Source organism: Pseudoalteromonas sp. P1-8 (assembly GCF_001399985.1).
Taxonomy (GTDB): Bacteria; Pseudomonadota; Gammaproteobacteria; order Enterobacterales; family Alteromonadaceae; genus Pseudoalteromonas.
Window position 1 is genome coordinate 83,759 of the sequence record NZ_LJSO01000008.1, and the last position, 24,919, is coordinate 108,677.

At 40.4% G+C, this 24,919-nt stretch carries 25 protein-coding genes and 1 tRNA gene; 14 read left to right on the plus strand and 12 right to left on the minus strand.

From position 1 onward, the window contains the following. The first annotated feature begins 73 nt into the window (after positions 1 to 73). Complete coding sequence (locus AN213_RS12610; protein ID WP_054561606.1) at positions 74 to 520, plus strand: DUF4826 family protein; 447 nt, start codon at positions 74 to 76, stop codon at positions 518 to 520. A 54-nt stretch (positions 521 to 574) separates the two neighbouring features. Here AN213_RS12610 and AN213_RS12615 read toward each other — a convergent pair whose 3' ends face one another. From AN213_RS12615 to AN213_RS12670, 12 genes are all read right to left on the minus strand, one after another. Next, a complete protein-coding gene (locus AN213_RS12615; protein WP_054561605.1) occupies positions 575 to 1,033 on the minus strand; it encodes a GNAT family N-acetyltransferase in 459 nt (152 codons plus the stop codon). Positions 1,034 to 1,045: 12 nt separating this feature from the next. Continuing rightward, positions 1,046 to 2,191 (minus strand): cupin domain-containing protein, encoded by a 1,146-nt coding sequence (locus AN213_RS12620; protein WP_055198762.1) that lies wholly within the window; start codon positions 2,189 to 2,191, stop codon positions 1,046 to 1,048. A gap of 73 nt (positions 2,192 to 2,264) precedes the next feature. Continuing rightward, the gene (purB, locus tag AN213_RS12625; protein ID WP_054561603.1) at positions 2,265 to 3,635 is read right to left on the minus strand and encodes an adenylosuccinate lyase; all 1,371 of its coding nucleotides are present in this window, start codon (positions 3,633 to 3,635) and stop codon (positions 2,265 to 2,267) included. A 33-nt stretch (positions 3,636 to 3,668) separates the two neighbouring features. Then, positions 3,669 to 4,271, minus strand: coding sequence for a high frequency lysogenization protein HflD (gene hflD / locus AN213_RS12630; RefSeq protein WP_054561602.1), 603 nt, complete (start codon positions 4,269 to 4,271; stop codon positions 3,669 to 3,671). Next, positions 4,271 to 5,371 (minus strand): tRNA 2-thiouridine(34) synthase MnmA, encoded by a 1,101-nt coding sequence (mnmA, locus tag AN213_RS12635; protein ID WP_055198834.1) that lies wholly within the window; start codon positions 5,369 to 5,371, stop codon positions 4,271 to 4,273. The genes hflD and mnmA overlap by 1 nt, the downstream gene beginning before the upstream one ends. Positions 5,372 to 5,533: 162 nt before the next feature. Beyond that, entirely contained in the window at positions 5,534 to 5,968 is a 435-nt protein-coding gene (locus AN213_RS12640; protein ID WP_055198763.1) for an NUDIX hydrolase, read from the minus strand. Then, positions 5,961 to 6,608, minus strand: coding sequence for an rRNA large subunit pseudouridine synthase E (locus AN213_RS12645; RefSeq protein ID WP_055198764.1), 648 nt, complete (start codon positions 6,606 to 6,608; stop codon positions 5,961 to 5,963). The genes AN213_RS12640 and AN213_RS12645 overlap by 8 nt, the downstream gene beginning before the upstream one ends. Beyond that, positions 6,608 to 6,937, minus strand: coding sequence for a TusE/DsrC/DsvC family sulfur relay protein (locus AN213_RS12650; protein WP_054561599.1), 330 nt, complete (start codon positions 6,935 to 6,937; stop codon positions 6,608 to 6,610). The genes AN213_RS12645 and AN213_RS12650 overlap by 1 nt, the downstream gene beginning before the upstream one ends. 3 nt (positions 6,938 to 6,940) lie before the next feature. After that, positions 6,941 to 7,156: a DsrH/TusB family sulfur relay protein gene (locus AN213_RS12655; protein WP_236702925.1), complete on the minus strand. Its 216-nt coding sequence runs from the start codon at positions 7,154 to 7,156 to the stop codon at positions 6,941 to 6,943. A gap of 47 nt (positions 7,157 to 7,203) precedes the next feature. Beyond that, positions 7,204 to 7,560, minus strand: coding sequence for a sulfurtransferase complex subunit TusC (gene tusC / locus AN213_RS12660; protein WP_054561597.1), 357 nt, complete (start codon positions 7,558 to 7,560; stop codon positions 7,204 to 7,206). Further along, the gene (gene tusD, locus AN213_RS12665; protein WP_054551401.1) at positions 7,557 to 7,910 is read right to left on the minus strand and encodes a sulfurtransferase complex subunit TusD; all 354 of its coding nucleotides are present in this window, start codon (positions 7,908 to 7,910) and stop codon (positions 7,557 to 7,559) included. The genes tusC and tusD overlap by 4 nt, the downstream gene beginning before the upstream one ends. Positions 7,911 to 7,965: 55 nt before the next feature. Beyond that, positions 7,966 to 8,631 carry a Bax inhibitor-1/YccA family protein gene (locus AN213_RS12670; RefSeq protein WP_054561596.1) on the minus strand — a complete coding sequence of 222 codons (666 nt, stop codon included), beginning with the start codon at positions 8,629 to 8,631 and terminating at the stop codon, positions 7,966 to 7,968. 259 nt (positions 8,632 to 8,890) lie between these two features. On the opposite strand from AN213_RS12670, the gene AN213_RS20180 reads away from it, so the two are divergent. The 13 genes from AN213_RS20180 (at position 8,891) to AN213_RS12725 (ending at position 24,865) form a co-directional block, all read left to right on the plus strand. After that, positions 8,891 to 9,010, plus strand: a tRNA-OTHER gene (locus AN213_RS20180). 152 nt (positions 9,011 to 9,162) lie between these two features. Then, entirely contained in the window at positions 9,163 to 9,558 is a 396-nt protein-coding gene (locus tag AN213_RS12675) for a hypothetical protein (RefSeq protein ID WP_055198765.1), read from the plus strand. 125 nt (positions 9,559 to 9,683) lie between these two features. Beyond that, a complete protein-coding gene (locus AN213_RS12680) occupies positions 9,684 to 10,145 on the plus strand; it encodes a GAF domain-containing protein (protein ID WP_054561594.1) in 462 nt (153 codons plus the stop codon). Then, positions 10,142 to 10,420, plus strand: a complete 279-nt coding sequence (locus AN213_RS12685) for a hypothetical protein (protein WP_054561593.1) — start codon at positions 10,142 to 10,144, stop codon at positions 10,418 to 10,420. Before AN213_RS12680 ends, AN213_RS12685 begins: the two co-directional genes overlap by 4 nt. 14 nt (positions 10,421 to 10,434) lie before the next feature. Next, complete coding sequence (gene proQ / locus AN213_RS12690; RefSeq protein WP_055022158.1) at positions 10,435 to 11,085, plus strand: RNA chaperone ProQ; 651 nt, start codon at positions 10,435 to 10,437, stop codon at positions 11,083 to 11,085. Positions 11,086 to 11,112: 27 nt separating this feature from the next. After that, the gene (gene prc / locus AN213_RS12695; RefSeq protein WP_054561591.1) at positions 11,113 to 13,137 is read left to right on the plus strand and encodes a carboxy terminal-processing peptidase; all 2,025 of its coding nucleotides are present in this window, start codon (positions 11,113 to 11,115) and stop codon (positions 13,135 to 13,137) included. A gap of 178 nt (positions 13,138 to 13,315) precedes the next feature. After that, positions 13,316 to 14,797 (plus strand): Na+/H+ antiporter NhaC, encoded by a 1,482-nt coding sequence (gene nhaC / locus AN213_RS12700; RefSeq protein WP_054561590.1) that lies wholly within the window; start codon positions 13,316 to 13,318, stop codon positions 14,795 to 14,797. A gap of 41 nt (positions 14,798 to 14,838) precedes the next feature. Beyond that, the gene (gene pepN, locus AN213_RS12705; RefSeq protein WP_055198766.1) at positions 14,839 to 17,433 is read left to right on the plus strand and encodes an aminopeptidase N; all 2,595 of its coding nucleotides are present in this window, start codon (positions 14,839 to 14,841) and stop codon (positions 17,431 to 17,433) included. Continuing rightward, positions 17,433 to 17,654 (plus strand): DUF2835 domain-containing protein, encoded by a 222-nt coding sequence (locus AN213_RS20075; RefSeq protein ID WP_082423021.1) that lies wholly within the window; start codon positions 17,433 to 17,435, stop codon positions 17,652 to 17,654. The genes pepN and AN213_RS20075 overlap by 1 nt, the downstream gene beginning before the upstream one ends. 298 nt (positions 17,655 to 17,952) lie before the next feature. Further along, positions 17,953 to 20,037 carry a DUF1302 domain-containing protein gene (locus AN213_RS12710; RefSeq protein WP_054561588.1) on the plus strand — a complete coding sequence of 695 codons (2,085 nt, stop codon included), beginning with the start codon at positions 17,953 to 17,955 and terminating at the stop codon, positions 20,035 to 20,037. Positions 20,038 to 20,049: 12 nt separating this feature from the next. Continuing rightward, positions 20,050 to 21,414 (plus strand): DUF1329 domain-containing protein, encoded by a 1,365-nt coding sequence (locus AN213_RS12715; protein WP_054562000.1) that lies wholly within the window; start codon positions 20,050 to 20,052, stop codon positions 21,412 to 21,414. A gap of 122 nt (positions 21,415 to 21,536) precedes the next feature. Continuing rightward, complete coding sequence (locus AN213_RS12720; protein WP_055198767.1) at positions 21,537 to 22,541, plus strand: YCF48-related protein; 1,005 nt, start codon at positions 21,537 to 21,539, stop codon at positions 22,539 to 22,541. Continuing rightward, positions 22,541 to 24,865, plus strand: a complete 2,325-nt coding sequence (locus tag AN213_RS12725; RefSeq protein WP_054551390.1) for an RND family transporter — start codon at positions 22,541 to 22,543, stop codon at positions 24,863 to 24,865. The genes AN213_RS12720 and AN213_RS12725 overlap by 1 nt, the downstream gene beginning before the upstream one ends. Positions 24,866 to 24,919: the final 54 nt, after the last annotated feature.

Below are 24,919 nucleotides of genomic sequence, written 5' to 3' on the forward strand. Positions count from 1 at the left end.
ATTGCCCGTAAACACTTGCACAGCGCCATTTTAAACCTTAAAGTGTCAGAAATGTTGTAAAAGAGTAACTACCATGGAACAAAAACAAGCAAGACCATTAACACCAGAAGAACAAGCCGAAGCGCAAAAACAAAGTGTTATTTGGCAAAGAGAATGTTTCCAAAATGCACAAAAGCATTTAGCTGAAAAAGGCGTTATTCCGCAAACTGTTGTAGAAAAAGAAAGCCGTTTTATCGCCCCATTAGTAGCGATTTGGAAATTTAAAGCACAAAACGGTAAGAGCTATTGGGTGATCACCGGTCGTTTACCTACCGATCACGCTGAAGCAAGTGCAGCAAATAATGCACGTGAAGTATTACGTTATTTCTCAATGCAGTGGCAAATGAAGGCTGATCAGCTAATGCAATCAGGTGCGGTAGATAAAACCAAAGTTGATTTTGCTAACCTGTTAATCAACCGTGCTCATGGTTTATATGAGCTATTTGAAAAAGAAGAAATGTGGCAAAACGAGCCTGCATAACTTCTAATAAGAAAGCTGAATAATGTTATTCAGCTTTTTTATTTAACATATACCTTAATGCACCAAAGTGAATGGCCGCGTATCAAATTGCTTAATAGGGCAGAGCATTCGCTGCCTTGGAATACCAGCCTCCATAAATACTAAGCCATCAGCCGAAAAACCATTTCGTTTAAATCTATCTACTTCGTTCAATATGCAATTAATGCTGACGCAATCACAGCCTTGCTTTTCAGCCATGCCTACTAAGTAATTCAATAATGATTTGTAAACCGAACGGTTACGATGTTCAGGTAAAACTGCAATACGCCCAATGAGGCCATCATTACATAAACGCCCAGTGGCAACTGGGCATTTACACTCGTCGGTCACGAGTACGTGATGTGCTGTTTTATCTAAATGATCAAACTCAATGTCTTTAGGAATATGTAGTTCGCATACAAATACTCGCTCTCTGATCTGTTGTAAGAGTTCCTTGTCGATACTCCATTCAACTTCATCTATTTGATAGCTCATAAACACACGCTCCTAACAAAACCAAATACCCTCATTTAAAAGTGTAGTAAAGGTTTTCAAGAAAATGTGATTATTTTTTGAACTATTTATATCGGCAGCGGTCAGCCAGGTTTGATCTGTGAGCTTTGTTATTAATTCAAGGTCAGTTAAATCATGCATATAATTAACACCATTAATACTTAAAAGTATTTTATCGTCAATTACTTGATAAATGGCACGGGTACCACCTAAACGCTCAAAAACAACGTCCTCATCATTAAGTAAGTCATTTACGTCATCTAGTGTATATGGCTCCTCTAAAGGCGCTAAATCCATGTCATGTTTTGGCTGACTCATACTGTTACCAAGCCAAGTCTTGAATACTGCGTCATCATTAATCGCAGCAATCATAAGTTGCTTCACTTTTTCTGCTTCAGTTTGGTTAAGTTCACCTTTAGATGAACGCAACTTAAGCTCTGCATCACCATATCGTTGATTACCAAGCTCAGTATCGATGAGGTGATCGGCAAATTGTGATAATAAATCGCGTTGATTTGGCGCTCTAAAACCTACAGAGTAATTAAGTGCATTTTCAACTGCGTAACCTTCATGTGGGCAACCTGGTGGAATATAGAGAATATCTCCCGGCTCTAACACACAGTCGATCACGGCAGGAAATTGTTCAACTTGTAACAGGCTCTTATTTTGTGCAAATTGCTTTAAGTTCGCATCAGGTAAACCAACTCGCCAGTGGCGCTTTCCTTCACCTTGAATAATAAACACGTCGTATTGATCTAAATGCGGACCCACGCCACCACCCGGGGTAGAGTAGCTGATCATTAAATCATCGATACGCCAGTTTGGAATAAAGCGAAATGGCTCCAGTAGTTGCGCTGCATCGCTATGCCAATGGTCAACTGCTTGCACCAGTAATGTTGAGTGCTTTTCAGTTAGCAAGCTAAAGTCTTCAAAAGGACCATGGTATGCTTGCCAATCATCTGAGTGATTGGTCACAATACGTGATTCAATGCTTTCTTCCATGGCAAGACCGGCCAATTCTTCGGGCTCAATCGGATCTGCAAAATCCTTGAAGCCTTGCTTTATAAGTAATGGTTTTTTCTGCCAATACTCAGCTAAAAATTGCTCTTGGGTTAATGAATTGATGGTTAATTGATACATAACATGACCTAAGCGAATTGATATAAAAAAAGCGAAAGGAAGGCCTTTCGCTTTTTTAAGTCTTAATTTGAATTTAAGCTAAGTTGTCGATGAACTCAACAGCGCGGCCAATGTAATTAGCCGGAGTTAATTTTTTCATTTCTACTTTTGCTTCTTCAGGTAACTCAAGACCATCGATGAAATCAGCCATGATTTCTTGGTTTACGCGCTTACCACGAGTAAGGTCTTTAAGTTTTTCATATGGCTTTTCGATACCATATTTACGCATAACTGTTTGGATTGGCTCTGCTAGTAATTCCCAGTTTTGGTCTAGCTCTGCTAATAAACGCTCTTCGTTTACTTCAAGCTTGCTAACACCTTTTAATGTCGCTTGGTAAGCGATAAGTGTGTAGCCCATACCAACACCTAGGTTACGTAATACTGTTGAGTCAGTTAAGTCACGTTGCCAGCGAGAAACAGGTAGTTTTTGCGCAAGGTGAGTAAAGATAGCATTAGCAATACCTAAGTTACCTTCAGAGTTTTCAAAATCAATCGGGTTTACTTTGTGAGGCATAGTTGATGAACCAATCTCACCTGCGATTGTTTTTTGTTTGAAGTGGTTAAGTGCAATGTAGCCCCAAACGTCACGGTCAAAATCAAGTAATACAGTGTTGAAACGTGCAACTGCATCGAATAACTCAGCAATGTAATCGTGTGGCTCGATTTGTGTTGTGAACGGGTTGAATGTTAAACCTAGGCTCGTTACGAACTGCTCAGCGTGGCTGTGCCAATCGTAATCTGGGTATGCACTTAGGTGAGCGTTGTAGTTACCTACAGCACCGTTGATTTTACCTAACATTTCTACGTTAGCAATTTGGTCACGTTGACGCTTTAAGCGCATGTAGACGTTTGCAAATTCTTTACCCATTGTAGAAGGGGTAGCTGGTTGACCGTGGGTACGTGTCATCATCGCAACTGACTTGTACTCAACTGCTTTTTCTTTTAATGCATTTAGAAGTTGGTCACAGTATGGAAGTAATACTTTGTCACGGGCTTCTGTCAGCATTAAACCGTGAGACAGGTTATTGATGTCTTCTGAAGTACAGGCAAAGTGAATGAATTCGTTAACTGCGTTAAGCTCTGCGTTATCAGCTACTTTTTCTTTAAGTAGGTATTCAACTGCTTTTACGTCATGGTTAGTTGTGCGCTCGATCTCTTTAACGCGTGCTGCATCAGCTTCGCTAAAGTTATCAACAATGGCATTAAGTAAAGCATTAGCCTCGTCGCTAAATGCCGGTACTTCTTTGATTGCGCTAGCTGCAGATAAAGCTTGTAACCAACGAACTTCAACAGTTACACGGTATTTGATTAAACCAAATTCGCTGAAAATGCTGCGTAGTTCCGTGGTCTTGCTGCCATAGCGACCATCTACCGGAGAGATAGCGGTTAACGCTGAAAGCTCCATAATGACTCCTAAATTGTCTAGTTTGAACGATAATTAAATTGATTGTTTAGCAATGGCGAGGATTTTTCTTTTTGCAAAGAAAAAGTGACGGCGTTTTCCGCCCATTTGTCGCCATAACACGGCACTACGAATTCCGGCCAATAATAGGGCACGAATTTTGTTTTGCGTGAGCTGCTGTTTTAATAACTCTGGCTTGCCATACACTTGAATACGATGCCCAAGGGGGCTTAGCACCGATGAGTAAATATCAGCAAGCGCTGCTACTACAGTATCATCTGTGATAGCAAAGTGGTCGAGGCGGCGTTTAACATCATCAATGCGACGACCTAATTCATTTAAGCTGTTTTGTTTTGAACTTAATGCACGTTCTAATTGCATTAAACCACCCACATATTTTACGATTTCGACGTCTTTGTCTGCGCCGGCAGAAAGCTGTGCAATCAAAATGCGATAGCCTTCACGTAAATTATGTTTACCCTGATACACGTCTTCAGGGCTATTTGGTGATGTTTCGACAATACAGTTTAGTAATTTTTCTAATTCGTGATCACTGCCTTGGCCATATTGCGCAACTTTTTGTACTTGTTTAGCAACTTGACACATGGCAGCTAAAGCCATGACTTGGTGCTCTGTCATTATTTGATCACCGAATCAATAATACCACCACCTAAACATACTTCGTCAGCGTAGAATACGGCTGATTGGCCCGGTGTCACTGCTTTTTGTGGCTCATCAAATAGTACGCGTGCCATACCATCTTCACCAACAAGTAAAGTACAGCTGATATCTTCTTGGCGATAACGAGTTTTAACAGTACAGCGTGTGGTCCCTTTAGGACCTTCGCGGTCAACCCAGTGAAGCTGGTTTGCATTTAAACCATTGCTGTAAAGGCGAGGGTGGTCTTTACCTTGACCAACAACTAATACGTTACGATCAACGTCTTTATCAACTACATACCAAGGTTCACCCGAACCTTCTTTCATGCCACCAATTAATAGACCTTTACGTTGACCAAGTGTGTGGTACATTAAACCTTCGTGATCACCCACTTCATTGCCATCGGTATCTTCAATTTTACCTGGCTGTGCTGGTAAGAACTTCTGTAAGAAGTCTTTAAATTTACGCTCACCAATAAAACAAATACCGGTACTGTCTTTTTTATCGTGAGTGATTAAGTCTTGCTCTTCAGCGATGCGGCGGACTTCAGGCTTAGCAATATCGCCAACAGGGAAAAGTGTTTGCGCGATATGCTCATGGCTTAGAGTGTATAAGAAATAGCTTTGATCTTTGTTGTCATCAAGGCCACGACACATTACAAATTTATCACCGCGCTTTTCACGGCGAACATAGTGGCCAGTAGCGATGTAATCAGCACCAAGTGCTTGTGCTGCAAATTCTAAAAATGCTTTGAATTTGATTTCTTTATTACACATGATGTCTGGGTTTGGTGTACGACCTGCTTTGTACTCTGCTAGAAAGTATTCAAACACGTTGTCCCAGTATTCGGCTGCAAAATTTACAGTGTGAAGCTCAATACCTAGCTTATCGCACACAGCTTGTGCGTCTTGTAGGTCTTCAGCTGCAGCGCAATATTCATCATTATCGTCTTCTTCCCAGTTTTTCATGAACAGGCCTTCAACTTGATAGCCTTGTTGCTTTAATAAATACGCTGATACAGAAGAATCAACACCGCCGGACATACCCACGATGACTTTAATGTGACTATTTTCGCTCATAATATTCGCTGTCATTTTTTAACTGCTATGGAAAGGCCGATAACCTCAAGATGCGAGTTTCAGTTGGAATTAAAAGCGATTTAGGCAAGGTATTGATTGCAAGTAATAGTGGTTTGGGCATAGCAAACTTTTAGACACCCAAACCAGCTAAAATCACAGTGGTTATTGGTAAATCAAACTAAGTGGGTAGGCTTTACCAGCTAAATGATCTTCAATGCATTTTAAAACCAGAGGGCTTCTAAGAGGCAGGTTTTTAATTTGCTCAAGGCTAAACCAATCTGCGCTAAGAATGTCATCATCTTGGGGAGATGGTTCAAATAGCTCTGGGCTATTAAAAGCAAAGCTAAAACGCATATAGTGAACGCCATTTGCGGCATGCAAATTATAAATGCCAACAAGGTGATTGGCATTAAGGCTAATGCCTGTTTCTTCAATAAGTTCGCGATGAGCTGCTTCTGCTAAGGTTTCATTGGTTTCTAAATGACCCGCAGGCTGGTTATAGCAAATATCACCTGTGTGTTTATCGCGCTCTTTAACAAGTAAAAAATTGTCTTGGCATGTGACGATGGCGGCCACTGTGACATTGGGTTTATGCATCAGGGTTGTTCACTACTTTAAACTGGCCATTCTCTAATCCATCAAGGGTATAGTTACCAATGCTGTAACGAATTAATCGCAAAGTAGGGAAGCCAACATGCGCTGTCATACGGCGAACTTGGCGATTACGCCCCTCAGTGATAGAGATTTCTAACCAGCTGGTTGGAATGTTTTTACGCTCGCGAACGGGCGGAGTACGAGGCCAAATTGACGGCTCGTCAATACGTCTAACTTTGGCAGGCTTGGTCATGCCATCTTTAAGCTCTACACCTTTGTTAAGTGCAAAGATAGCCTCATCAGTAACATCACCTTCTACTTGCACCCAATAAGTTTTAGCTGTTTTTTTATTGGGTTCAGTGAGTGTGTGTTGTAATTTACCGCAGTTGGTAAGTAGCAACAGTCCTTCGCTATCTCTATCTAAGCGTCCTGCTGCATACACGTCTTTAATAGTAATAAAGTCGGCAAGCGTTTTGCGGTTTTGGTCATCGGTAAATTGGCAAAGCACATCAAATGGTTTGTTAAATAGCACCACTTTGCGCTGCTCAGGCCTAATTGCTTTTTTAACTTGGCGTTTTTGAGTCGGCCTTGAATAAGTTCGTCCGCTGCTGCGGCGTGGTTTGCTATTGGCTTTATTAACCATTAAATACACCTAGCGGGTTTAGGTAAACCTGCAATTTTAGTCGCTTGCTTTGCTGGGCCTTTAGGGAATAGCTTATACAAATACATGCTATTACCTTTTTCCTCACCTAGCTTTTGGGCCATTGCTTTGACCAGCATGCGTATTGCAGGGCTAGTGTTGTACTCTACGTAAAAATCACGCACAAAATGCACAACTTCCCAGTGCTGCTCACTTAAGGTTATGTTCTCTTGTTCAGCAATAATAGGTGCAAGCTCTTCACACCAATCATTTGAATCAAGTAAATACCCTTGTTTGTCTGTTTCTATCTGTTTGTTATTAAATTCAAGCATGGTTTACCAAGTAATCGTGTTTTTTGCGTTTAAAGTCATTTCTACAAATTGTGCATAGTTTATTGCGATATCGCCTTGATTAAATGAAATATCACGGGCTACAGCGTCTTCTTCAAGTAAATGAATTGCTGAAGAGAATTGCTTAAACTGCATGTTGTTATAACAAGCGTCACTAACAAGTAGCACTGTATCTTGCGAAGAAATCAAATTTGCCAACATATTATTGCAATAGTGAGCTAAGGGTTTTGAAAAAATATGCAAGGTACTCATAAGGTCACCACTTGATGCTGCTCTGTAATTAATTCACGCTGTTGCTCAAAGTTAGCTACTTTAACATCGATAATCAGACTATCTTCTGAAAGGTTAAAATCCATTAACGACTTTTCACATACATATATGTTTTCAACATCGTATAACTCAAGGGTTTTAATGGTTTTAAAATAGTTTTTTATGCCAAGTTGCTCTGGCTGTTGATTTTTTTTCAAAGCTAAAACAGCCTCACCACTTAGAAGCCAACTAATGTTCTGTTCAATAGCAGCAAAAATCAGTGTCGTGTCGAGTGAGTCACGAATATGTTGATCATCAAATGGACTATGTTGGCTTATTACTAAAATGTTTTTCATTTAAATTGCACCCATTTATCCGCTTCACTGACAAGCATCGCAAATTCTGCAAGCCCAGCGACGGTAAACACGCCTGTGTTATCGATATCTAAACCACGCTTTTCAGCAGCAGTGACACATAGCAGTAGAGGGATCTCTTGCTCACTTAACGACTGCCACAAACGATTAATTGGAAGCTCGTCGCTGGCAAGTTCTAAATGGTTACTTGCGTGGTAAACACCAGCTTGATAAAGAAAGATAGCTGCAATTGAGTGACCAGAGTCAAGACAGGCCTGTGCAAATTTAATTAGCCGTTGAGTTGTGTCGTGATCGGTCGGCGCGGTATGAAGAGAAAGTACAAATTGTGCCAAAACGCATCCAATAAAAAAGCCCCTAGAAAGGGGCTATTTTAGCAGAACTATTTAATTAGTCATCACTTGCACCAAGTAGGTGAAGAAGAGACGTAAATAAATTATACACGTTCAGGTATAAAGCAACTGTTGCGCGAATGTAATTAGTCTCGCCGCCATTAATAATGCGGCTAGTATCAAATAAGATTAAACCAGACATGATTAGCACAACTGCAGCATTAATAACCATAAAGGTAATTGAGCTGCCAATAAATAAGTTAACTAGGCTTGCAATAATAACCACGATTAAACCCACAGTTAAAAAGCCACCCATAAATGAGAAGTCTTTTTTAGTGGTAAGCGCATAAGCCGACAAACCAAAGAAGATTAACGCAGTAGAGCCTAACGCTTGCATAATAAGCATAGGGCCATTTGGCATTGCAGCGTAGTAGTTAAGCATTGGACCAAGTCCTGCGCCCATTAAACCTGTGAAAACAAATACCCAAGCAACACCTGATGCACTGTCTGCTTTTTTGTGAACAACAAAAAGTACACCGAATGCAATCAAACTAAATACTAACCCCATAAAATAAGGTAGATTCATTGCCATTGATATACCTGCTGTCACTGCGCTAAATGCCAGTGTCATCGCCAGTAAGAAATAGGTATTCTTTAAAACTTTATTGGTTTCAATAGTCGACATTACTGGTCTTGCAGTATTGTACGATTGATTAAACGCCATTGTTAGAGCTCCTTTAAATGAACTTATACGTTCGTTAGTTCCAATTATTAAACTGAACTAAGCCTATCAAGAGTTATATATTTGGGCAAACTATTGTGGATCAATAGACAAGATAAATAATTGAAAAGTTCAATGTTGCGCATAATCTAAACGCTGCTGTACTAATGCTGAGCAAATTAATTGTTTTTTAATCACTTAAACAGTTTTTTGAAAAAAAAGCTTCACAAGCACGGCCGCTTTATCTATTATGCACGCCGTCGGAGAGATGGCAGAGTGGTCGAATGCACCGGTCTTGAAAACCGGCAGGGNAATGCACCGGTGTTGAAAACCGGCAGGGGTTTGTAGCCCCTCTAGGGTTCAAATCCCTATCTCTCCACCATCATTGAAGCCGCTGAATTTATTCAGCGGCTTTTTTGTTTCTTGTGCTTTTCATTTGTTCTGCAAATTACGACTATTGTCGATATTTCGCATTTTAACTAGTTAGTCCATGCTTAACACTTCTCGTATTATCTTTGTGACATTAGGGAATTTATGAAACATCGTTTAGCAAAGAGTGTAGGACTTTCTTTATTATCGCCTGTGATCATCGGTTGTATCTTGGGTCTTTATTATGCGTTTACACTTGAAGGAAATGGTTTAAACATTTTCTTTAACTTATTCGTTAGCGCAATCGCCAATGCCCACATTGTAGGTCTTACTATGGCAGCGTTTGTGGTACCTGGTTATTTACTTATGTATAAGTATGCAAAGGTTAATTATTCAGGTGTTCTGACACTTGGCTTACTAGGTGGCGCTATTTTCAGCTACTTACTTAGCGCTACAACAGGTATGGCTTTTATAGTCAATGCTGTGATGTCTGCTCTGGCAGCTGGACTGTTTTTATTTGGTTTAAGACAGGGCCTTACATCACAATCTTCTCATCAATAGCAGAATATTTAATCAAGCTGACTGAAATTGAGGGCAAAATGTTTTTTTTTGCCCTTAAAAGGTTTCATTTGTCGTCTACAAAGAGTACCTTTAGCTACTGTATGTTTAATAAGAAGTAGTTTGGTATGCAAAAGCAAGATTTTTACCAGTCATTAGTTAAACAAACTGAGTCGCTAATCACTGGTGAATCAAATGTTATTGCCAACATGGCAAATATTAGTGCGCTGTTATTTACCTCTCTAGAGGATATCAATTGGGCGGGCTTTTATTTAATGGATTCACCTGAAGAATTAGTGCTAGGGCCGTTTCAAGGTAATCCTGCATGTATCCGTATTCCAGTAGGTAAAGGGGTATGTGGAACTGCCGCGCAAACACAACAAACACAACTCATTGAAGACGTGCATGCATTTGCCGGTCACATTGCCTGTGATGCTGCATCTAACTCTGAAGTAGTTGTGCCGATTTTCAAAGACGGTAAAGTATTTGCTGTACTTGATATCGACAGCCCAAGCATTGCGCGATTCGATGCTGATGATCAAGCTGGTTTAGAAGCATTGGTAAAGTGCTTTGAGGCAAATCTAAAATGAAAGATCTGCTAAATGTGCAAGATTACCTCTTTGCAATCCAAGATGTTGGTGATTGGGAAGGGGAAGAAGAAGTTGTTGCCGAAAGGCTCAACGACTTGATTCACATGGCATGGGAGCGTCTACCAGATGACCTTGACTGTGAATCAATTGATGAAATTATAAATGGTATTTGGGAACACCTTCGAGGTGATTTAGCGCTTATTGAAGCGGACTTCGAAGAGTTGACCGACTGGGTAACACACTATGTCGATTCATCACTTGATGAAAAGATGTAATAAAAGGTTCTAACATGGAAACCACAAACAAGCTAAAAGATATTAATGAAGTACTGGATTTCTTATACCAAGAATTTCCAAAATGTTTTAAACAAAAAGACGGTATTCAGCCGCTTAAAGTAGGTATTTTTAAAGATATCGCTGAGCGTATTGAAGGTTCTGAGAAAGTAAGTAAAACTCAGGTTCGTCAAGCACTAAGAAAGTACACCTCAAACTGGCGCTATTTAGAAGCTGTAACTAAGTCTGAGTTCCGTATCGATCTTGATGGTAATCAAGACGAAAAAGTAGAACAAGAGCACATTGAGCACGCACAAAAAGCGTTAGAAGAAAGCCGCGCTAAAATGGCAAAGCGTAAGAAGCCACAACGTCCACGTAAAGACGGTGACACAAAATCTTACAAAAAGAATAGTGGTCACCACGCTAAATCTGGCGAAAAAGGCGCTAAAGTAAATAATAAGCCTGCTAAAGCTGCTCCTGCAAAACGTTCAGGAAAAGTTGAACCTTTACCTGCCTCAGAGGTCAAGGTTAATAGCAAAGTTAAAGTTAAACTTGGCCAAGCACTTGTAAACGCGGTTATTACTGAAGTGAATAAAGATGAAGTTCACGTTGAGTTAGTAACAGGGATGCAAGTTAAGACCAAAGCAGACAGCCTGTATATCATTTAATAGCTGTAAAAAATAAAGGAGTTGTGTATGAGTAAAAAGTTTACGCTCATTCCGTTAGTCGCTGCCCTGTTTTCAGGTTCATTACTGGCATCATCAGACAATCTGACTGAAAAAGACCTGCCAGTACTCAAGCAAGAAAGCCAACATAGTACGGCAAGCAAACGGGTGACAAACTTATTTACTCGTGCACACTACAAGCCAATTAAATTTAACGATGAATTATCTGAGAAGGTTTTTGATCGTTATATTGAATCTCTCGACTACAATAAAAATGTGTTTTTAGCGTCTGACATTGCCTCGTTTGAGCAATATAAAGACCAATTTGATAATGCATTGTCGACAGGTAAATTGGGATTTGCCTTTGATATTTTTAACTTAAGTTTAAAACGTCGTTTTGAACGCTATGACTATTCTTTATCGTTACTTGAAAACGAAATGAAGTTCGATAAAGAAGATGAGTATCTATTTGACCGCGAAGACGCAAACTGGGCAACAAGCCAAGCTGAGCTTGATGAACTTTGGCGTCAGCGCGTTAAATACGATGCTTTACGATTAAAAATGACCGGTAAAGATTGGCAAGGCATTAAAGAAGTCTTGACCAAACGCTACCACAACGCGCAAAAGCGTTTAGTACAAACTAACAGTGAAGATGCTTTTCAAATCGTGATGAATTCATTCGCACGAAGCATTGAAGCGCATACCTCTTATTTATCACCTCGTCGCGCTGAGCAATTCAAGATGGACATGGATCTTGAATTAGAAGGTATTGGTGCGGTACTTAGTTATGATGAAGACTACACAGTTATCCGTAGCTTAGTACCTGGCGGTCCGGCTGATAAGTCTGAACAAATTAAAGCAGATGACCGTATTATTGGTGTTGCTCAAGAAGGTGAAGAATTTGTTGATGTGATTGGCTGGCGTTTAGATGACGTAGTTGATTTAATCAAAGGCCCTAAAGGGACAAAAGTTCGCCTGCAATATTTAAAAGGGGCGGATGCCCACGGAACACCAAAAGTGGTTGAAATCACGCGTGATAAAATTCGCTTAGAAGACCGCGCTGCAAAATCTGAAGTATTTGAAGCAAAATATTCAGACTTAACCAGCAAAATTGGTGTGATTGAAATCCCAGGTTTCTATAACAACCTATCACAAGACGTTAAAGTTGAAATTGCAAAATTAAAAGAAGCCAAAGTAGACGGTATCATCATCGATTTACGTCAAAACGGCGGCGGTTCACTTTACGAAGCGACTCAGCTTTCTGGCTTATTTATCGATCAAGGTCCTGTAGTACAAATTCATACGCTAAATAATCGTATTGAAGAGCAAAAAGACCGTGACGGCGTCACTTTTTATGATGGCCCACTTACTGTGTTGGTTGATCGCTACAGCGCATCTGCCTCAGAGATTTTTGCAGCAGCGATGCAAGATTACGGCCGTGCTATTGTGATTGGTGAGCAAACCTTTGGTAAGGGTACTGTACAGCAGCACAAACCACTTGGCCGTGCTTATGACTTATATGATCATCCATTAGGTAGCGTGCAGTATACCATTGCAAAATTCTACCGAATTAATGGCGGAAGCACACAGCACAAAGGCGTTATTCCAGATGTGTCATTCCCATCGGCAATTGAGCCATCAGAGTGGGGCGAGAGTCAACAAGACAACGCGCTACCTTGGGATAGCATCATACGTGCTAAGTACAACTCGGTTGATAACCTAAAACCAGCGATTGCTTACGTTAATAAGCTTCATGATGCGCGTATTGCAGATGAGCCTGAATTTGGTTATGTGTTTGCTGATATTAAACGCTATCAAGAAGAGAAAGACCGTAAGACTATCTCATTGGTTGAAGCGACGCGTCTAAAAGAGAAAGACGAAGGTGAAGAACGCGCGTTAGAACGTGCTAATGAACGACTTGTTCGCCTTGGAGAAAAGCCAGTAGAGAAGCTTGACGATTTACCTGATAGCCTTGACGAGCTAGACCCTTTCTTAGAAGAAGCCGCATTAATCACCCAAGATTATATAAAATATGGTCGTATCGCTAAGAAATAATTAGCAATAAATTAGCAATATCGATTAATAAAAAGGCGCTTAAGCGCCTTTTTTGCTACCTAAAACAGGTTAGATTGGTATAATCACAAAATCTGGCTGCATAAGGCCACTGAAGTTTTGCGTCAAAGCTTACAATAATAATTAAACACGCCACATAAGACGTGTAGGAGACTATCTTTTGAATTCAATTGAAGAGAAGCCAATTAAACAGGCCAGTTTTTTAGATGCCTTAATCCCAATTACTGTGCTCGTGTGCCTATTAGGCGCTGCTGTTTATTTATTCGGTGATAATTCATCATCAGGTCCTAACCAAATTGCTTTATTATTCGCTACATTTACCGCGGCATTAATAGGCTTAAAAAATGGTTACACCTGGAAGAAACTAGAACAAGCTATGATTGAGGGGATCACCTTATCCCTTGGAGCAATCATTATATTATTAATGGTGGGTGCCTTAATTGGTACTTGGCTGTTATCAGGCACAGTACCCACTCTAATTTACTATGGCTTACAAATTATCAACCCAAGTTGGTTCTATGCCGCTAGTTGTTTAATTTGTGGCATTGTCGCTATGAGTATTGGTAGCTCTTGGACCACAGCAGCGACTATTGGTGTGGCGCTATTAGGTGTTGCAACCGGTCTTGGTTTAGAACAAGTTGTCACAGCAGGTGCGGTGATTTCTGGTGCCTACTTTGGTGATAAATTAAGCCCGCTTTCTGAAACAACAAACTTAGCACCAGCAGTGGCAGGGGCAGATTTATTTGAGCATATCCATCACATGCTTTGGACTACAGTGCCAAGCTTCATTATTGCGTTAATCATTTTTATTTTTATGGGCTTTAATGCCGGTGGTTCAGCTGAAGCTGGACGTATTGATGAAATCGTTAATTTGCTAGAACAAAACTTTAATATTGGTTTTGAAATGCTAGTACCACTGGTGGTGTTGCTGTTTTTAGCAATTCGTAAGATGCCAGCTTTCCCAGCTATTTCGATTGGTGCCGTGCTTGGTGCTATTTGGGCTATGTTGTTTCAATCAGATTTAATTAATAGCCAAATTGATGCATCACAAGGACAAGCAATTGGTTACTTCAAATTAGTTTGGACAACGTTCTTTGATGGTTTCAGCATTGACACTGGCGATGAAAAAATGGATTCACTATTAAGCGGTGGTGGTATGGCTGGCATGCTAACAACCACTTGGCTGATTATGACGGCCTTGATGTTTGGCGCTATCATGGAAAAAACCGGCTTACTTGATATGTTCGTTAAGAGCATCTTAAAAATTGCTAAAAGCACCGGTTCTCTTATCACTGCAACGATTGCAACGTGTATTGGTACCAATGCGGTTGCAGCAGACCAATATATCGCGATTGTTGTTCCTGGTCGTATGTTTAAAGATGAATATGAAAAACGCGGTTTAAAGCCTGTTAACTTATCTCGCACGTTAGAAGATGGCGGCACAATTACTAGCCCACTTATTCCTTGGAATACCTGTGGTGCCTATATGCAAAGTGTTTTACTAATCAATCCATTTGACTATGCAATGTACGCGTTCTTTAATTTAATTAATCCATTCTTAGCGGTTGTTTATGCCTATTTTGGTATTAAAATTTTACGTATTACCCCAAAACATCTTAAACAAGAAGCTAACGCCGAATAAACTATTTAGGCCCTGCTAAGCAGGGCCATTTGGAGTCAGTAATGTCTGCTACGAGTAAACCTCAAGCTCAATATTTAAAAGATTACCAAGCCCCACAATTCTCAATCCAACACATCGATTTACGCTTCGAATTAGCCCCTTTGAAAACATCAGTGCAGTCAACAATGACAATCAATCGTACCGATGAAAGCAATGCAGATCTTGCGCTAGATGGTGTTGATTTAACGCTAATTTCATTGATGGTTGATGACAAAGCGTATGATGATTACACGCTTGAAGATGAAAAGCTGATCATTCATAACTTACCTGAAAGCTTTATTCTGAAAATTGAAAACCATATTGACCCGCAAACGAATACCTCGTTAGAAGGTTTGTACTTGTCGGGTGGTGCTTACTGTACGCAATGTGAGGCAGAAGGTTTTAGAAAGATTACTTATTACCTTGACCGCCCAGACGTGCTTGCTAGCTTTGATGTAACCATTATTGCCGACAAAAAGTACACTCACTTGCTGTCTAATGGTAACCAAATTGAATCAGGTAACTTAGATGACGGTCGTCATTTTGTAAAATGGCAAGACCCATTTAAAAAGCCTAGCTACTTATTTGCATTAGTCGCCGGTGATTTTGACGTATTACGTGACCATTACACGACGCAGTCTGGACGAAAAGTTGAATTAGCCTTGTTTGTTGATAAAGGTAATTTATCAAAAACGCCTCATGCCATGACTTCTTTAAAGAAATCAATGCAATGGGATGAAGAGCGCTTTAACCTTGAATACGATTTAGATATTTACATGATTGTTGCCGTTGATTTCTTCAACATGGGCGCAATGGAAAATAAAGGCCTGAATATCTTTAACTCTAAATGTGTTCTTGCTAATCAAGAAACAGCTACAGACAAAGATTACCATACGATTGAATCAATTGTAGGTCACGAGTACTTCCATAACTGGACCGGCAACCGTGTGACTTGCCGTGACTGGTTCCAGTTGTCTTTAAAAGAAGGCTTAACGGTTTTCCGTGACCAAGAGTTTAGTAGCGACTTAGGCTCACGTGCGCTTAATCGTATTGATGCGGTTAAAGTAATGCGTACTCACCAGTTTAGTGAAGATGCAGGCCCTATGGCTCACCCAATTCGCCCTGAAAAAGTCATTGAAATGAATAATTTTTATACAGTGACTGTGTATGACAAAGGGGCTGAAGTTATTCGCATGATGCACACCTTACTTGGAGAAGAAAAGTTCCAACAAGGTATGGCATTGTATTTCGAGCGCCATGACGGACAAGCAGTTACTTGTGATGATTTTGTCGCTGCCATGAGTGATGCGTCTGGCATTGATTTAACGCAATTTAAGCGCTGGTATAGTCAAGCGGGTACACCTAAGCTCAATGTAGAGCAAGCGTATGATGAACAAAACCAAACTTTCACATTAAGCATTGAACAGTTTGCACCTGATAATCAGCCTAACAATGCCTTACTGCATATTCCTTTTGCTATTGAACTTTTAGATAGTGAAGGGCAGTCTCTACCACTTGTGATTGATAATCAGCCACAAGATTCGGTATTGAATGTCACAGAAAAAACACAGCAGTTTGTTTTTGAGGGCATTAAACAGCGCCCAGTCGCAGTGCTACTAGAAGATTTCTCTGCGCCATGCATCGTTAATCAAAATACATCTGCAGCGGATCTGTTACATATTATGCGTTTTGCTCGCAGTGACTTTTCACGTTGGGATGCTCAGCAGCGCTTATTTACTAATGAAATGAAAGCGGCGATTGCCAGTGGTGAAGCTTGCTTATCGGATGATATCTTGTCGGCATTAAAGCTACTAGTTGATAATCGTGAAGGTGACCTTGCGCTGATTGCGGAGCTGTTAAAACTGCCTAGCTACGATACTCTTGCAGCTGAATATGCTGTCATCCCTGTTGATGACATTATTGCTGTTCAAAATGCATTTGAATCTCAAATTGCCAACTTCCTAACAGAATCATTGGTTAATTGTTATAACGCGCTTGAAGATGATGGTTCAACATCTGCTACAGCCGTTGCAGTGCGTGCTCTTAAGCAACTTTGTTTACACTATTTAGCGAAAACAAATCACAGCGACGTTAATGGCCTTATCGAAGAGTCTGCCCACAGTAATAATATGACCAATGCACTTGCTGCATTAAGTGCTGTTGTAAAAGCAAATCACTCACTATGTGATACGCTTTTAACAGAGTTTGATGCTAAATGGCGTCATGATGTGCTCGTTATGGATAAATGGTTTGCACTGCAAGCGATGAAAGATTCAGCAACGAGTATCAGCGATATTAAAGCGCTCTATGATCACCCAAGTTTTGACTTCGGTAATCCTAACCGTGTTCGTGCTTTGGTTGGTAGCTTTAGCCACTTTAATATCACTCAATTCCATCGAGCCGATGGTGAAGGGTATCAGCTATTAGGTGACTTATTAGTGAAGCTTAACGATATTAATCCGCAAAATGCATCACGCATGCTAACGCCATTTATGTCATGGAAACGCTATGATGAAAATCGTTCTGCGGCAATGAAAGCACAACTTCAACGTTTAGCTGATTTAGACGGCCTCAGTGATGATCTGTTTGAAAAAGTAGAGAAAGCACTCGAAAGTTAATGACAGAGTACTATTTTGCCTTGTATCTGAGTTACTCAGAGTGTCTTGATTACTATCATGGTAAATATAAATCTGTGCAAGTTACAGAGGATGGTGGCAAGACAGTTCGCTTTGACGCTCACCATTTGCGTCCTTTTATTTCTTCACTAGGAATAAGAGGGCGCTTTAGGTTGACATTAACGGCTGATAATCAGTTTTTAAAACTCGAGAAAATTAGTTAAAAAAGCAGCATTAGCTGCTTTTTTTGTAATATTTGTCGCCCAAAATGCTAAATTTCACTGTCCCCAATTCGCTAAATTTATTATATTTTTGTTAATTCGATTTGTTCTATTGTTAATTTACGTGTATAAAATATCTGGTATGACGTCTTACCAATACGTAAACGTCACATTTTTAAATAAATATTAACCGATTGAACGCGTTCTATATTGTAATTTTACTGTTTCGCTTCTATCGTTAGAAAGATACTAAAAACAACAATTTGATCACAAAACAACCCGTTACAGGGGGATGAACACAATGATAAAACGATCGCTTTTTGTTAAAAACAAAATAGCTTTGGGACTCGCGGCGGCTACACTCGGACTCTCAAGCACATCTTTGCATGCGGCAAACTTTGAGTTAGGTGACTTCGATATACGTTTTGACTCTAACTTCTCTTATGGCCAAAGCATTCGTGTTGAAGACCGAGATTTTCAACATATAGGTAAGAGTAATAATCCTTCATTTGACTGGACGGGTTATCATTCTGCTTTAAATCCAATTTATTCTTCTGCTGATGTATGGAACCAACCAGGTGCATACTCAAATAATGGTGATGCAGGTAACCTCAATTTTGATAGTGGTGATTCATTCTCAAAATTATTAAAAGGTAACCATGAGTTATCAATCAGCAAAGATAATTTTGGTTTCTTCACTCGCTTTATGTACTTTTACGACTTTGCCTTGATGGATGGTGATTACGCTTATAGCAACCCAACATCAGGTAACAAAGTAGACCCATGTGACGATGACGACACAAAAGAACAAGTGTGTGCTGATTTACGTTTACTAGACGCTTATGTATGGGCAAACTTTGATTTAAATGAAGGCCGTAACCCGCTGTCTATTCGTTTAGGCCAACAAGTTGTGAACTGGGGTGAGAGTACCTTGATTTCTCATGGTATTAACGTTAACCCTGTTGATATCGATCGTTTAAAAGCGCCAGGTGCAGAGTTAAAAGAAGCTTTCATACCTGTTGGTATGCTTTGGGCATCACTAGGCATCACAGATAACTTAACGCTAGAAGGTTTCTACCAATATGAATGGCATGAAACACGTCTTCCAGCGGCTGGTACATACTTCTCGACGAACGATTTTGCGTCAGAAAATGGTTATCAGCAAAATATCCAATTGGGCTTCACGTCTAACCCGGATATTGATTTAGCATTCTTAACTGAAAGCTTAAATAATTTAGATGACATTGTTCGCTCGCAAGGTGTTGATCCTACATCTGCACAAGGCCAAGCAATGATGGCGCAAATGTACCTAGCTTACCCAACCAAAGTGGCGTTAAAAGGCAAAGGTGGTGCAGGTAAAAACGAGCCAGACGATGGTGGCCAGTATGGTTTACGTTTAGGTATGTACTTACCTGAATTAAACGACACTGAAGTGGCGTTATACCACATTAACTATCATAGCCGTCGTCCGGTAATTTCTGGTCAGGTATCAAACTTCACTGATGCGGCAATCGCTGCTGATATCGGTATGTTATTAACTACAGATATCACAGAAGATAATGTAACTAGCCTTCAAGCATTCACTAAAGGTCAGTTAGAATATCCTGAAGATATTAAACTGTACGGTCTTAGCTTCAACACATCTGTGGGCGAAACGGCACTTGCTGGTGAATTTGCATTCCGCCAAGATGAGCCTCTGCAAATTGATGACGTAGAGCTGTTATATGCGGGTATGCCAGAGCAATTAGCAGTTGCAGGTATTCGTCCTGACTTTGCTGGTATTTCACAAATGAGCCCAGGCGATGCTACAAGCGTTGTAGGCCCTGGTGAAGTAGCACAAGGATTTATCCTACGTAACACTGCACAATTACAATTTACAGCAACACACCTATTTGGTCCTTCACTTGGAGCTGATAGCTGGGCGGTAGTTGGTGAAATTGGTGGTGTACGCATTAACGATATGCCAGATTACGATGAGCTTCGTTTAAATGTTGCTGGTACTGGTCGAAGCGGTATTATGCAAGGCCCATTAAGTGATGATTATTCAACACTGCACTTAGGTCTTTCTAATGGTCCTGAAACGAACCCGTTCCCAACGGCTTCTGCATGGGGTTATCGTTTAATTGCGAAAGGTGATTATTATAACTTTTTCAGTGGTGTTAACTTCTCACCACGTTTTGTGTTCTCGCACGATGTGAATGGTATTACACCTGATCCAATGTTCTTATTTGTTGAAGACCGTAAATCGCTCGGTGTTACTATGAACTTCAACTATCAAAATGCGTGGTCGTTCGACTTTAGCTACAACTCATTCTGGGGTGGTGGTGCAACGAATACTTTCTCTGACCGCGATTATGTATCTTTCAATATTAAATATTCAATCTAAGGGTAAATTATGATTATTAGAAAACCTACCCTCATTGCTGCAGCATTTTGTGGCGTTTTCGCAAGCTCAAGTGTACTTGCAAAAATTACCGCTGATGAAGCGGCACGTTTAGGTAAAGATTTAACTCCTATTGGCGCAGAAAAAGCTGCGAATAAAGATGGTTCAATTCCAGCTTGGGATGGTGGTATCACAACACCACCTGCTGGTTATAAACCGGGAATGCATCATCCTGATCCGTTTGCTGATGATAAAATCTTATTCACGATTGATAAATCGAATGTAGCTGAGTACAAAGATTACTTGAGCCCAGGTCAAATTGAATTATTCAATACCTATCCTGATACGTTCAAAATGAACATCTATCCAACGCGTCGTAGCGCGTCGTATCCTCAGTTTGTATATGATGCAACTAAAAAATATGCAACGACAGCTGAGTTAGTAGAGGGCGGTAACGGTATTAAAAATACCGCTGTGGGTGTTCCGTTCCCAATCCCTAAAGATGGCTTAGAAGCGATTTGGAACCACTTATTACGTTTCCGTGGTTTATCAATTGAGCGTTCTGGTGGTCAAGCTGCACCGACAGCATCTGGTTCATATAACTATGTAGGTTTTGATGAGCAACTGTTAGTTGAGTATTCATCACCTGAAGCAACGCCTGAAAAGCTACAAGAATCTAATATCTTGTTTAAGTTTAAGCAAAAAGTAACTGAGCCAGCGCGTCTTGCTGGTACTGCGTTACTAGTTCATGAAACAATGGACCAAATCTTAACGCCACGCCAAGCATGGACATACAACTCAGGTCAGCGTCGTGTTCGTCGTGCACCTAATGTTGCCTATGATGCACCGGGTACAGCTGCAGATAGCTTACGTACAACTGATGACTTTGATATGTTCAACGGTTCTCCAAATCGTTACAACTGGACATTAAAAGGTAAGCAAGAGCTTTATATTCCTTATAACAGCTATAAGCTTCACAGTGACAAACTAAGCTACGATGATATTCTGCAAGCAGGTCATATCAATCCTGAACATGTTCGTTATGAAAAACACCGTGTTTGGGTTGTTGAAGCGAACCTGAAAGAGGGCACGCGTCATATCTATAAAAAACGTGTTTTCTATATTGATGAAGATAGCTGGCAAGTTCATGTAACGGATATCTATGATAACCGTGATCAAATGTATCGTGTAGCGATGGCGCATGGTCTTAACTACTATGAAGTACCAACTCATTGGAGTACGTTAGAAGTTTACCATGACCTTAACTCTCGTCGTTATTTAGCAATTGGTTTAGACAACCAAGAAAAAATGTATGATTTCTCACAATCATTCAACGATAACGAGTTTACTTCAAGCGCATTACGCCGCGAAGGTCGTTAATCAAATTAAGGCACCTGACCCCAGGTGCCTTTTGCAATTCGCGTAAGTCATCAGTAACGCAATAGATTTCTCAGTGGCTTTTTTGACTTCTCTTTTTATTTTTTCGAAGGCGATTTATCTTTATGAAGTATTTGCTTTATGCCTGTCTTGCTTATAGTGCTTCATGTTTTGCTCAAGACATGCCTATGCCGCAACAAGCGATTAGCGCTGTTAACGCAAACAAAACTCTTCTCACCGACATTGAACTAGCTGGCCCAAATCTCATTGCAGTTGGTAAACACGGTGTGGTTATCACAAGTACAGACGCTCAAACTTGGCAACAAGCCAGTGTGCCTACTCAAGTGCTGCTAACAGCGGTTGATTTTTATAATAACGATTTAGGCTGGGCATGTGGTCATGATGCAACCATCATTAATACTGTAGATGCAGGAAAAACCTGGCAGTTACAGCAATCTTTACCAAACATGGATAAGCCATGTTTAGATATTTTATTTACTACTGAACAACATGGCTATGCAGTCGGTGCATATGGAATGTTTTTTGAAACTAACGATGGTGGCCAAACTTGGCAGAAGCGTTTTTTAGATAGCCTGTTATTTGAAGAAGACCGTGAATACCTCAATGATTTAAAAGACAGTGACCCAGAAGGCTATGAAATTGAAACAGCTTCAATACTGCCACATTTTAATCGCATCGTTAAAACTGAGGAGAGTCTATTTCTAGCCGGTGAGATGGGTTTAATGGCACAAAGTTTCGACAATGGTCAAACCTGGCAGCGTCTTGAAGAGATCTATATGGGCTCTTTCTTTACGTTTGCGTCAACTGCAGATCAAGGTGGTGAAGATCTAGTTGCAGGCCTTCGAGGCAACATTTTCACTCGACAAGCCGGCAGTGATCAATGGCAACAAATACCACACGACAATTATGCAACCGTGAATAGCGCGATTAAATACAACAACCAGTGGTTATTATTTGCCAACAGCGGAGTGATTTTCCAAATTGAGAATGGCCAATTAACAGAACAACAAATGGCCGATGGTAAATCGTTACTTGATGGTGTTGTGTTTCAAGACAAACTAGTTATGGCTTCAGAAAATGGCATTAAAGTGAAGGAGTTGAATCCGTAATGCGTGGTTTTTTAGATATTTTAGAAAGAGCGGTGTTTCGTCATCGCTTATTCGCAATTATTTCCTTTGCTTTGATCACCTGTTTCTTATTATTCAAAGCAACACAAATACAATTAGACGCTTCTTTTAATAAAAATATTCCGCTTAATCATGACTACATGAAAGTTTACACCAAACATGAAAAACAGTTTGGTGGAGCAAACAGCATTTTGATTTCTGTCTGTGATGCAGATGGTGATATTTTTAATGAGGAATTTTTCACCCAACTTAAAGCAGTTCATGATCAGCTTTACTTTATTCCTGGTGTAAATCGCCCGTTAGTTAATTCAATCTTCGCACCGAGTGCGCGCTTTGTTGAAGTGGTTGAAGATGGTTTTGCTGGCGGTCCAATTATTCCGGCAAACTTTACCGCTGATAAACGTGGTCTTGCGGTTGTAAAAGAAAACATCGAAAAAGCAAAAGTCGTTGGCCGTATGATTGCCAGTGACTACTCGTGTGCGATGGTAACCGCCCAGCTACTTGAAACTGATCCACAAACACAAGAAAAACTAGATACTTTAGCGTTTGCAGAAAAGCTAGAAACACAAGTTCGTGAACCGCTAAGTACTGACAAGGTCAGTATTCATATTATCGGTTTTGCGAAAATGGCAGGGGATGTAGCAGAGGGTGCTAAAGGGGTACTGTTATTTTTTGCTATTGCCATTGCTTTCACATTCGTAATGGTTTGGCTGTTCTGCCATTCTTTAAAACTGACTATTTTACCAATTGCCTGTTCAATCATTGCTGTTGTTTGGCAGTTAGGCTTGCTTTCAAGCTTAGGCTTTGGTTTAGACCCTATGTCAATTTTAGTGCCGTTTTTAGTGTTTGCGATTGGTGTAAGCCATGGCGTGCAAATGATCAATGACATTGGCAAAAAAGTGTCTACGGGTAGTTCAACTCGGGTTTGTTGTCAGGCAAGCTTTAGAGCACTTCTGATCCCAGGTGGTATTGCACTGCTATCAGACACAATTGGTTTTTTAACCTTACTCACCATTGATATTGGTATTATTCGTGAACTTGCTATCACAGCAAGTTTAGGTGTGGCGGTAATTATTTTCACCAACTTAATTTTATTACCTGTATGGGCATCGTACATGCGTTTTGAAGGCTCTGTGCATATTCAAGCAGGTACTCACACAGACAAACCAAATCTACTAGACAAGTTACGCGAGCTATTAGTAAAAGCGACTGATCGTAAAACAGCTGGTTTTATTATCGTCTTTACGGCTGTGTTATTTGCAGTGGGTTACTGGCAAGCTGACAAAATGCGTATTGGTGACTTACATGCTGGTGCGCCATCTTTGCACCAAGATGCCCGCTATAACCAAGACACCTTTTTGATTTCTGATAAATACACCATTTCATCAGATATCCTAAAAGTGATTGTAGAAGCGTATCCTGCTGCGTGTACTGAGCATGATGTTATGGAGCGTATTAGTCGTTTCCAATGGCAGATGGAAAACGTTGCAGGGGTACAATCGGCTGTGAGCTTAAGCTCAGTTGCGCAATCTGTGAACGCCGGCTTCAACGAAGGTAACTTAAAATGGCAAAGCTTGCCGCGCAATACGGCAAGTTTAGTGCAAGCTACTTCACGGGTTGAAACAAGCTCAGGTTTACTCGATGGAAACTGCTCTGTAATGCCTGTGATTATTTTCTTAAATGACCACAAAGCAGAAACAATTGACCATGTGGTAGCTAAAGTTAAAGAGTTTGCTAAGGCTGAAGAAACCGATGAATTAAAGTTTAAGCTGGCGTCAGGCCCTGTCGGTGTAATGGCTGCAACGAACGAATCGGTATCGGCTGCACAGCTACCTATGATGCTTTACGTTTACGGCGCCGTAATCCTGCTATGCTTAATTAGCTTTAGAAGTGTTAAGGCAACGGTCGCGGTTGTATTACCTCTGTACATCGTATCAACCTTAGCGCAAGCGTTGATGGTACAACTTGAAATAGGTTTAACAGTGTCGACATTACCAGTTATCGCTTTAGGTGTTGGTATTGGTGTCGATTACGGGATTTACATACTTTCATCAATGATGGGGCAGCTAAAACAAGGTGTGGCACTCGAAGTGGCTTATCGTAATGCATTAGCAGAGCGTGGTAGTGCAGTGCTGTTCACAGGTATTACCTTAGCCATTGGTGTTAGCACATGGATTTTCTCTGATCTGAAGTTCCAAGTGGATATGGGTATTCTGCTAACCTTCATGTTTTTGGTTAACATGTTGGGTGCAGTACTACTTTTACCTGCTATTGGTAGCTTCCTCTGGACTGACCAGAAAAAATAATGTGAATAATTGTGCTCCAATATGGCCAGTAATGGCCATTTATATCTATATTTT

What these genes read in the sequence shown, in the direction of transcription:
- AN213_RS12610 (WP_054561606.1), top strand. Translation starts at nt 74, where the DNA reads ATGGAACAAAAACAAGCAAGACCATTAACACCAGAAGAACAAGCCGAA.
- AN213_RS12615 (WP_054561605.1), bottom strand. Translation starts at nt 1,033, where the DNA reads ATGAGCTATCAAATAGATGAAGTTGAATGGAGTATCGACAAGGAACTC.
- AN213_RS12620 (WP_055198762.1), bottom strand. Translation starts at nt 2,191, where the DNA reads ATGTATCAATTAACCATCAATTCATTAACCCAAGAGCAATTTTTAGCT.
- purB (WP_054561603.1), bottom strand. Translation starts at nt 3,635, where the DNA reads ATGGAGCTTTCAGCGTTAACCGCTATCTCTCCGGTAGATGGTCGCTAT.
- hflD (WP_054561602.1), bottom strand. Translation starts at nt 4,271, where the DNA reads ATGACAGAGCACCAAGTCATGGCTTTAGCTGCCATGTGTCAAGTTGCT.
- mnmA (WP_055198834.1), bottom strand. Translation starts at nt 5,371, where the DNA reads ATGAGCGAAAATAGTCACATTAAAGTCATCGTGGGTATGTCCGGCGGT.
- AN213_RS12640 (WP_055198763.1), bottom strand. Translation starts at nt 5,968, where the DNA reads ATGCATAAACCCAATGTCACAGTGGCCGCCATCGTCACATGCCAAGAC.
- AN213_RS12645 (WP_055198764.1), bottom strand. Translation starts at nt 6,608, where the DNA reads ATGGTTAATAAAGCCAATAGCAAACCACGCCGCAGCAGCGGACGAACT.
- AN213_RS12650 (WP_054561599.1), bottom strand. Translation starts at nt 6,937, where the DNA reads ATGCTTGAATTTAATAACAAACAGATAGAAACAGACAAACAAGGGTAT.
- AN213_RS12655 (WP_236702925.1), bottom strand. Translation starts at nt 7,156, where the DNA reads ATGTTGGCAAATTTGATTTCTTCGCAAGATACAGTGCTACTTGTTAGT.
- tusC (WP_054561597.1), bottom strand. Translation starts at nt 7,560, where the DNA reads ATGAAAAACATTTTAGTAATAAGCCAACATAGTCCATTTGATGATCAA.
- AN213_RS12670 (WP_054561596.1), bottom strand. Translation starts at nt 8,631, where the DNA reads ATGGCGTTTAATCAATCGTACAATACTGCAAGACCAGTAATGTCGACT.
- AN213_RS12675 (WP_055198765.1), top strand. Translation starts at nt 9,163, where the DNA reads ATGAAACATCGTTTAGCAAAGAGTGTAGGACTTTCTTTATTATCGCCT.
- AN213_RS12680 (WP_054561594.1), top strand. Translation starts at nt 9,684, where the DNA reads ATGCAAAAGCAAGATTTTTACCAGTCATTAGTTAAACAAACTGAGTCG.
- AN213_RS12685 (WP_054561593.1), top strand. Translation starts at nt 10,142, where the DNA reads ATGAAAGATCTGCTAAATGTGCAAGATTACCTCTTTGCAATCCAAGAT.
- proQ (WP_055022158.1), top strand. Translation starts at nt 10,435, where the DNA reads ATGGAAACCACAAACAAGCTAAAAGATATTAATGAAGTACTGGATTTC.
- prc (WP_054561591.1), top strand. Translation starts at nt 11,113, where the DNA reads ATGAGTAAAAAGTTTACGCTCATTCCGTTAGTCGCTGCCCTGTTTTCA.
- pepN (WP_055198766.1), top strand. Translation starts at nt 14,839, where the DNA reads ATGTCTGCTACGAGTAAACCTCAAGCTCAATATTTAAAAGATTACCAA.
- AN213_RS20075 (WP_082423021.1), top strand. Translation starts at nt 17,433, where the DNA reads ATGACAGAGTACTATTTTGCCTTGTATCTGAGTTACTCAGAGTGTCTT.
- AN213_RS12710 (WP_054561588.1), top strand. Translation starts at nt 17,953, where the DNA reads ATGATAAAACGATCGCTTTTTGTTAAAAACAAAATAGCTTTGGGACTC.
- AN213_RS12720 (WP_055198767.1), top strand. Translation starts at nt 21,537, where the DNA reads ATGAAGTATTTGCTTTATGCCTGTCTTGCTTATAGTGCTTCATGTTTT.
- AN213_RS12725 (WP_054551390.1), top strand. Translation starts at nt 22,541, where the DNA reads ATGCGTGGTTTTTTAGATATTTTAGAAAGAGCGGTGTTTCGTCATCGC.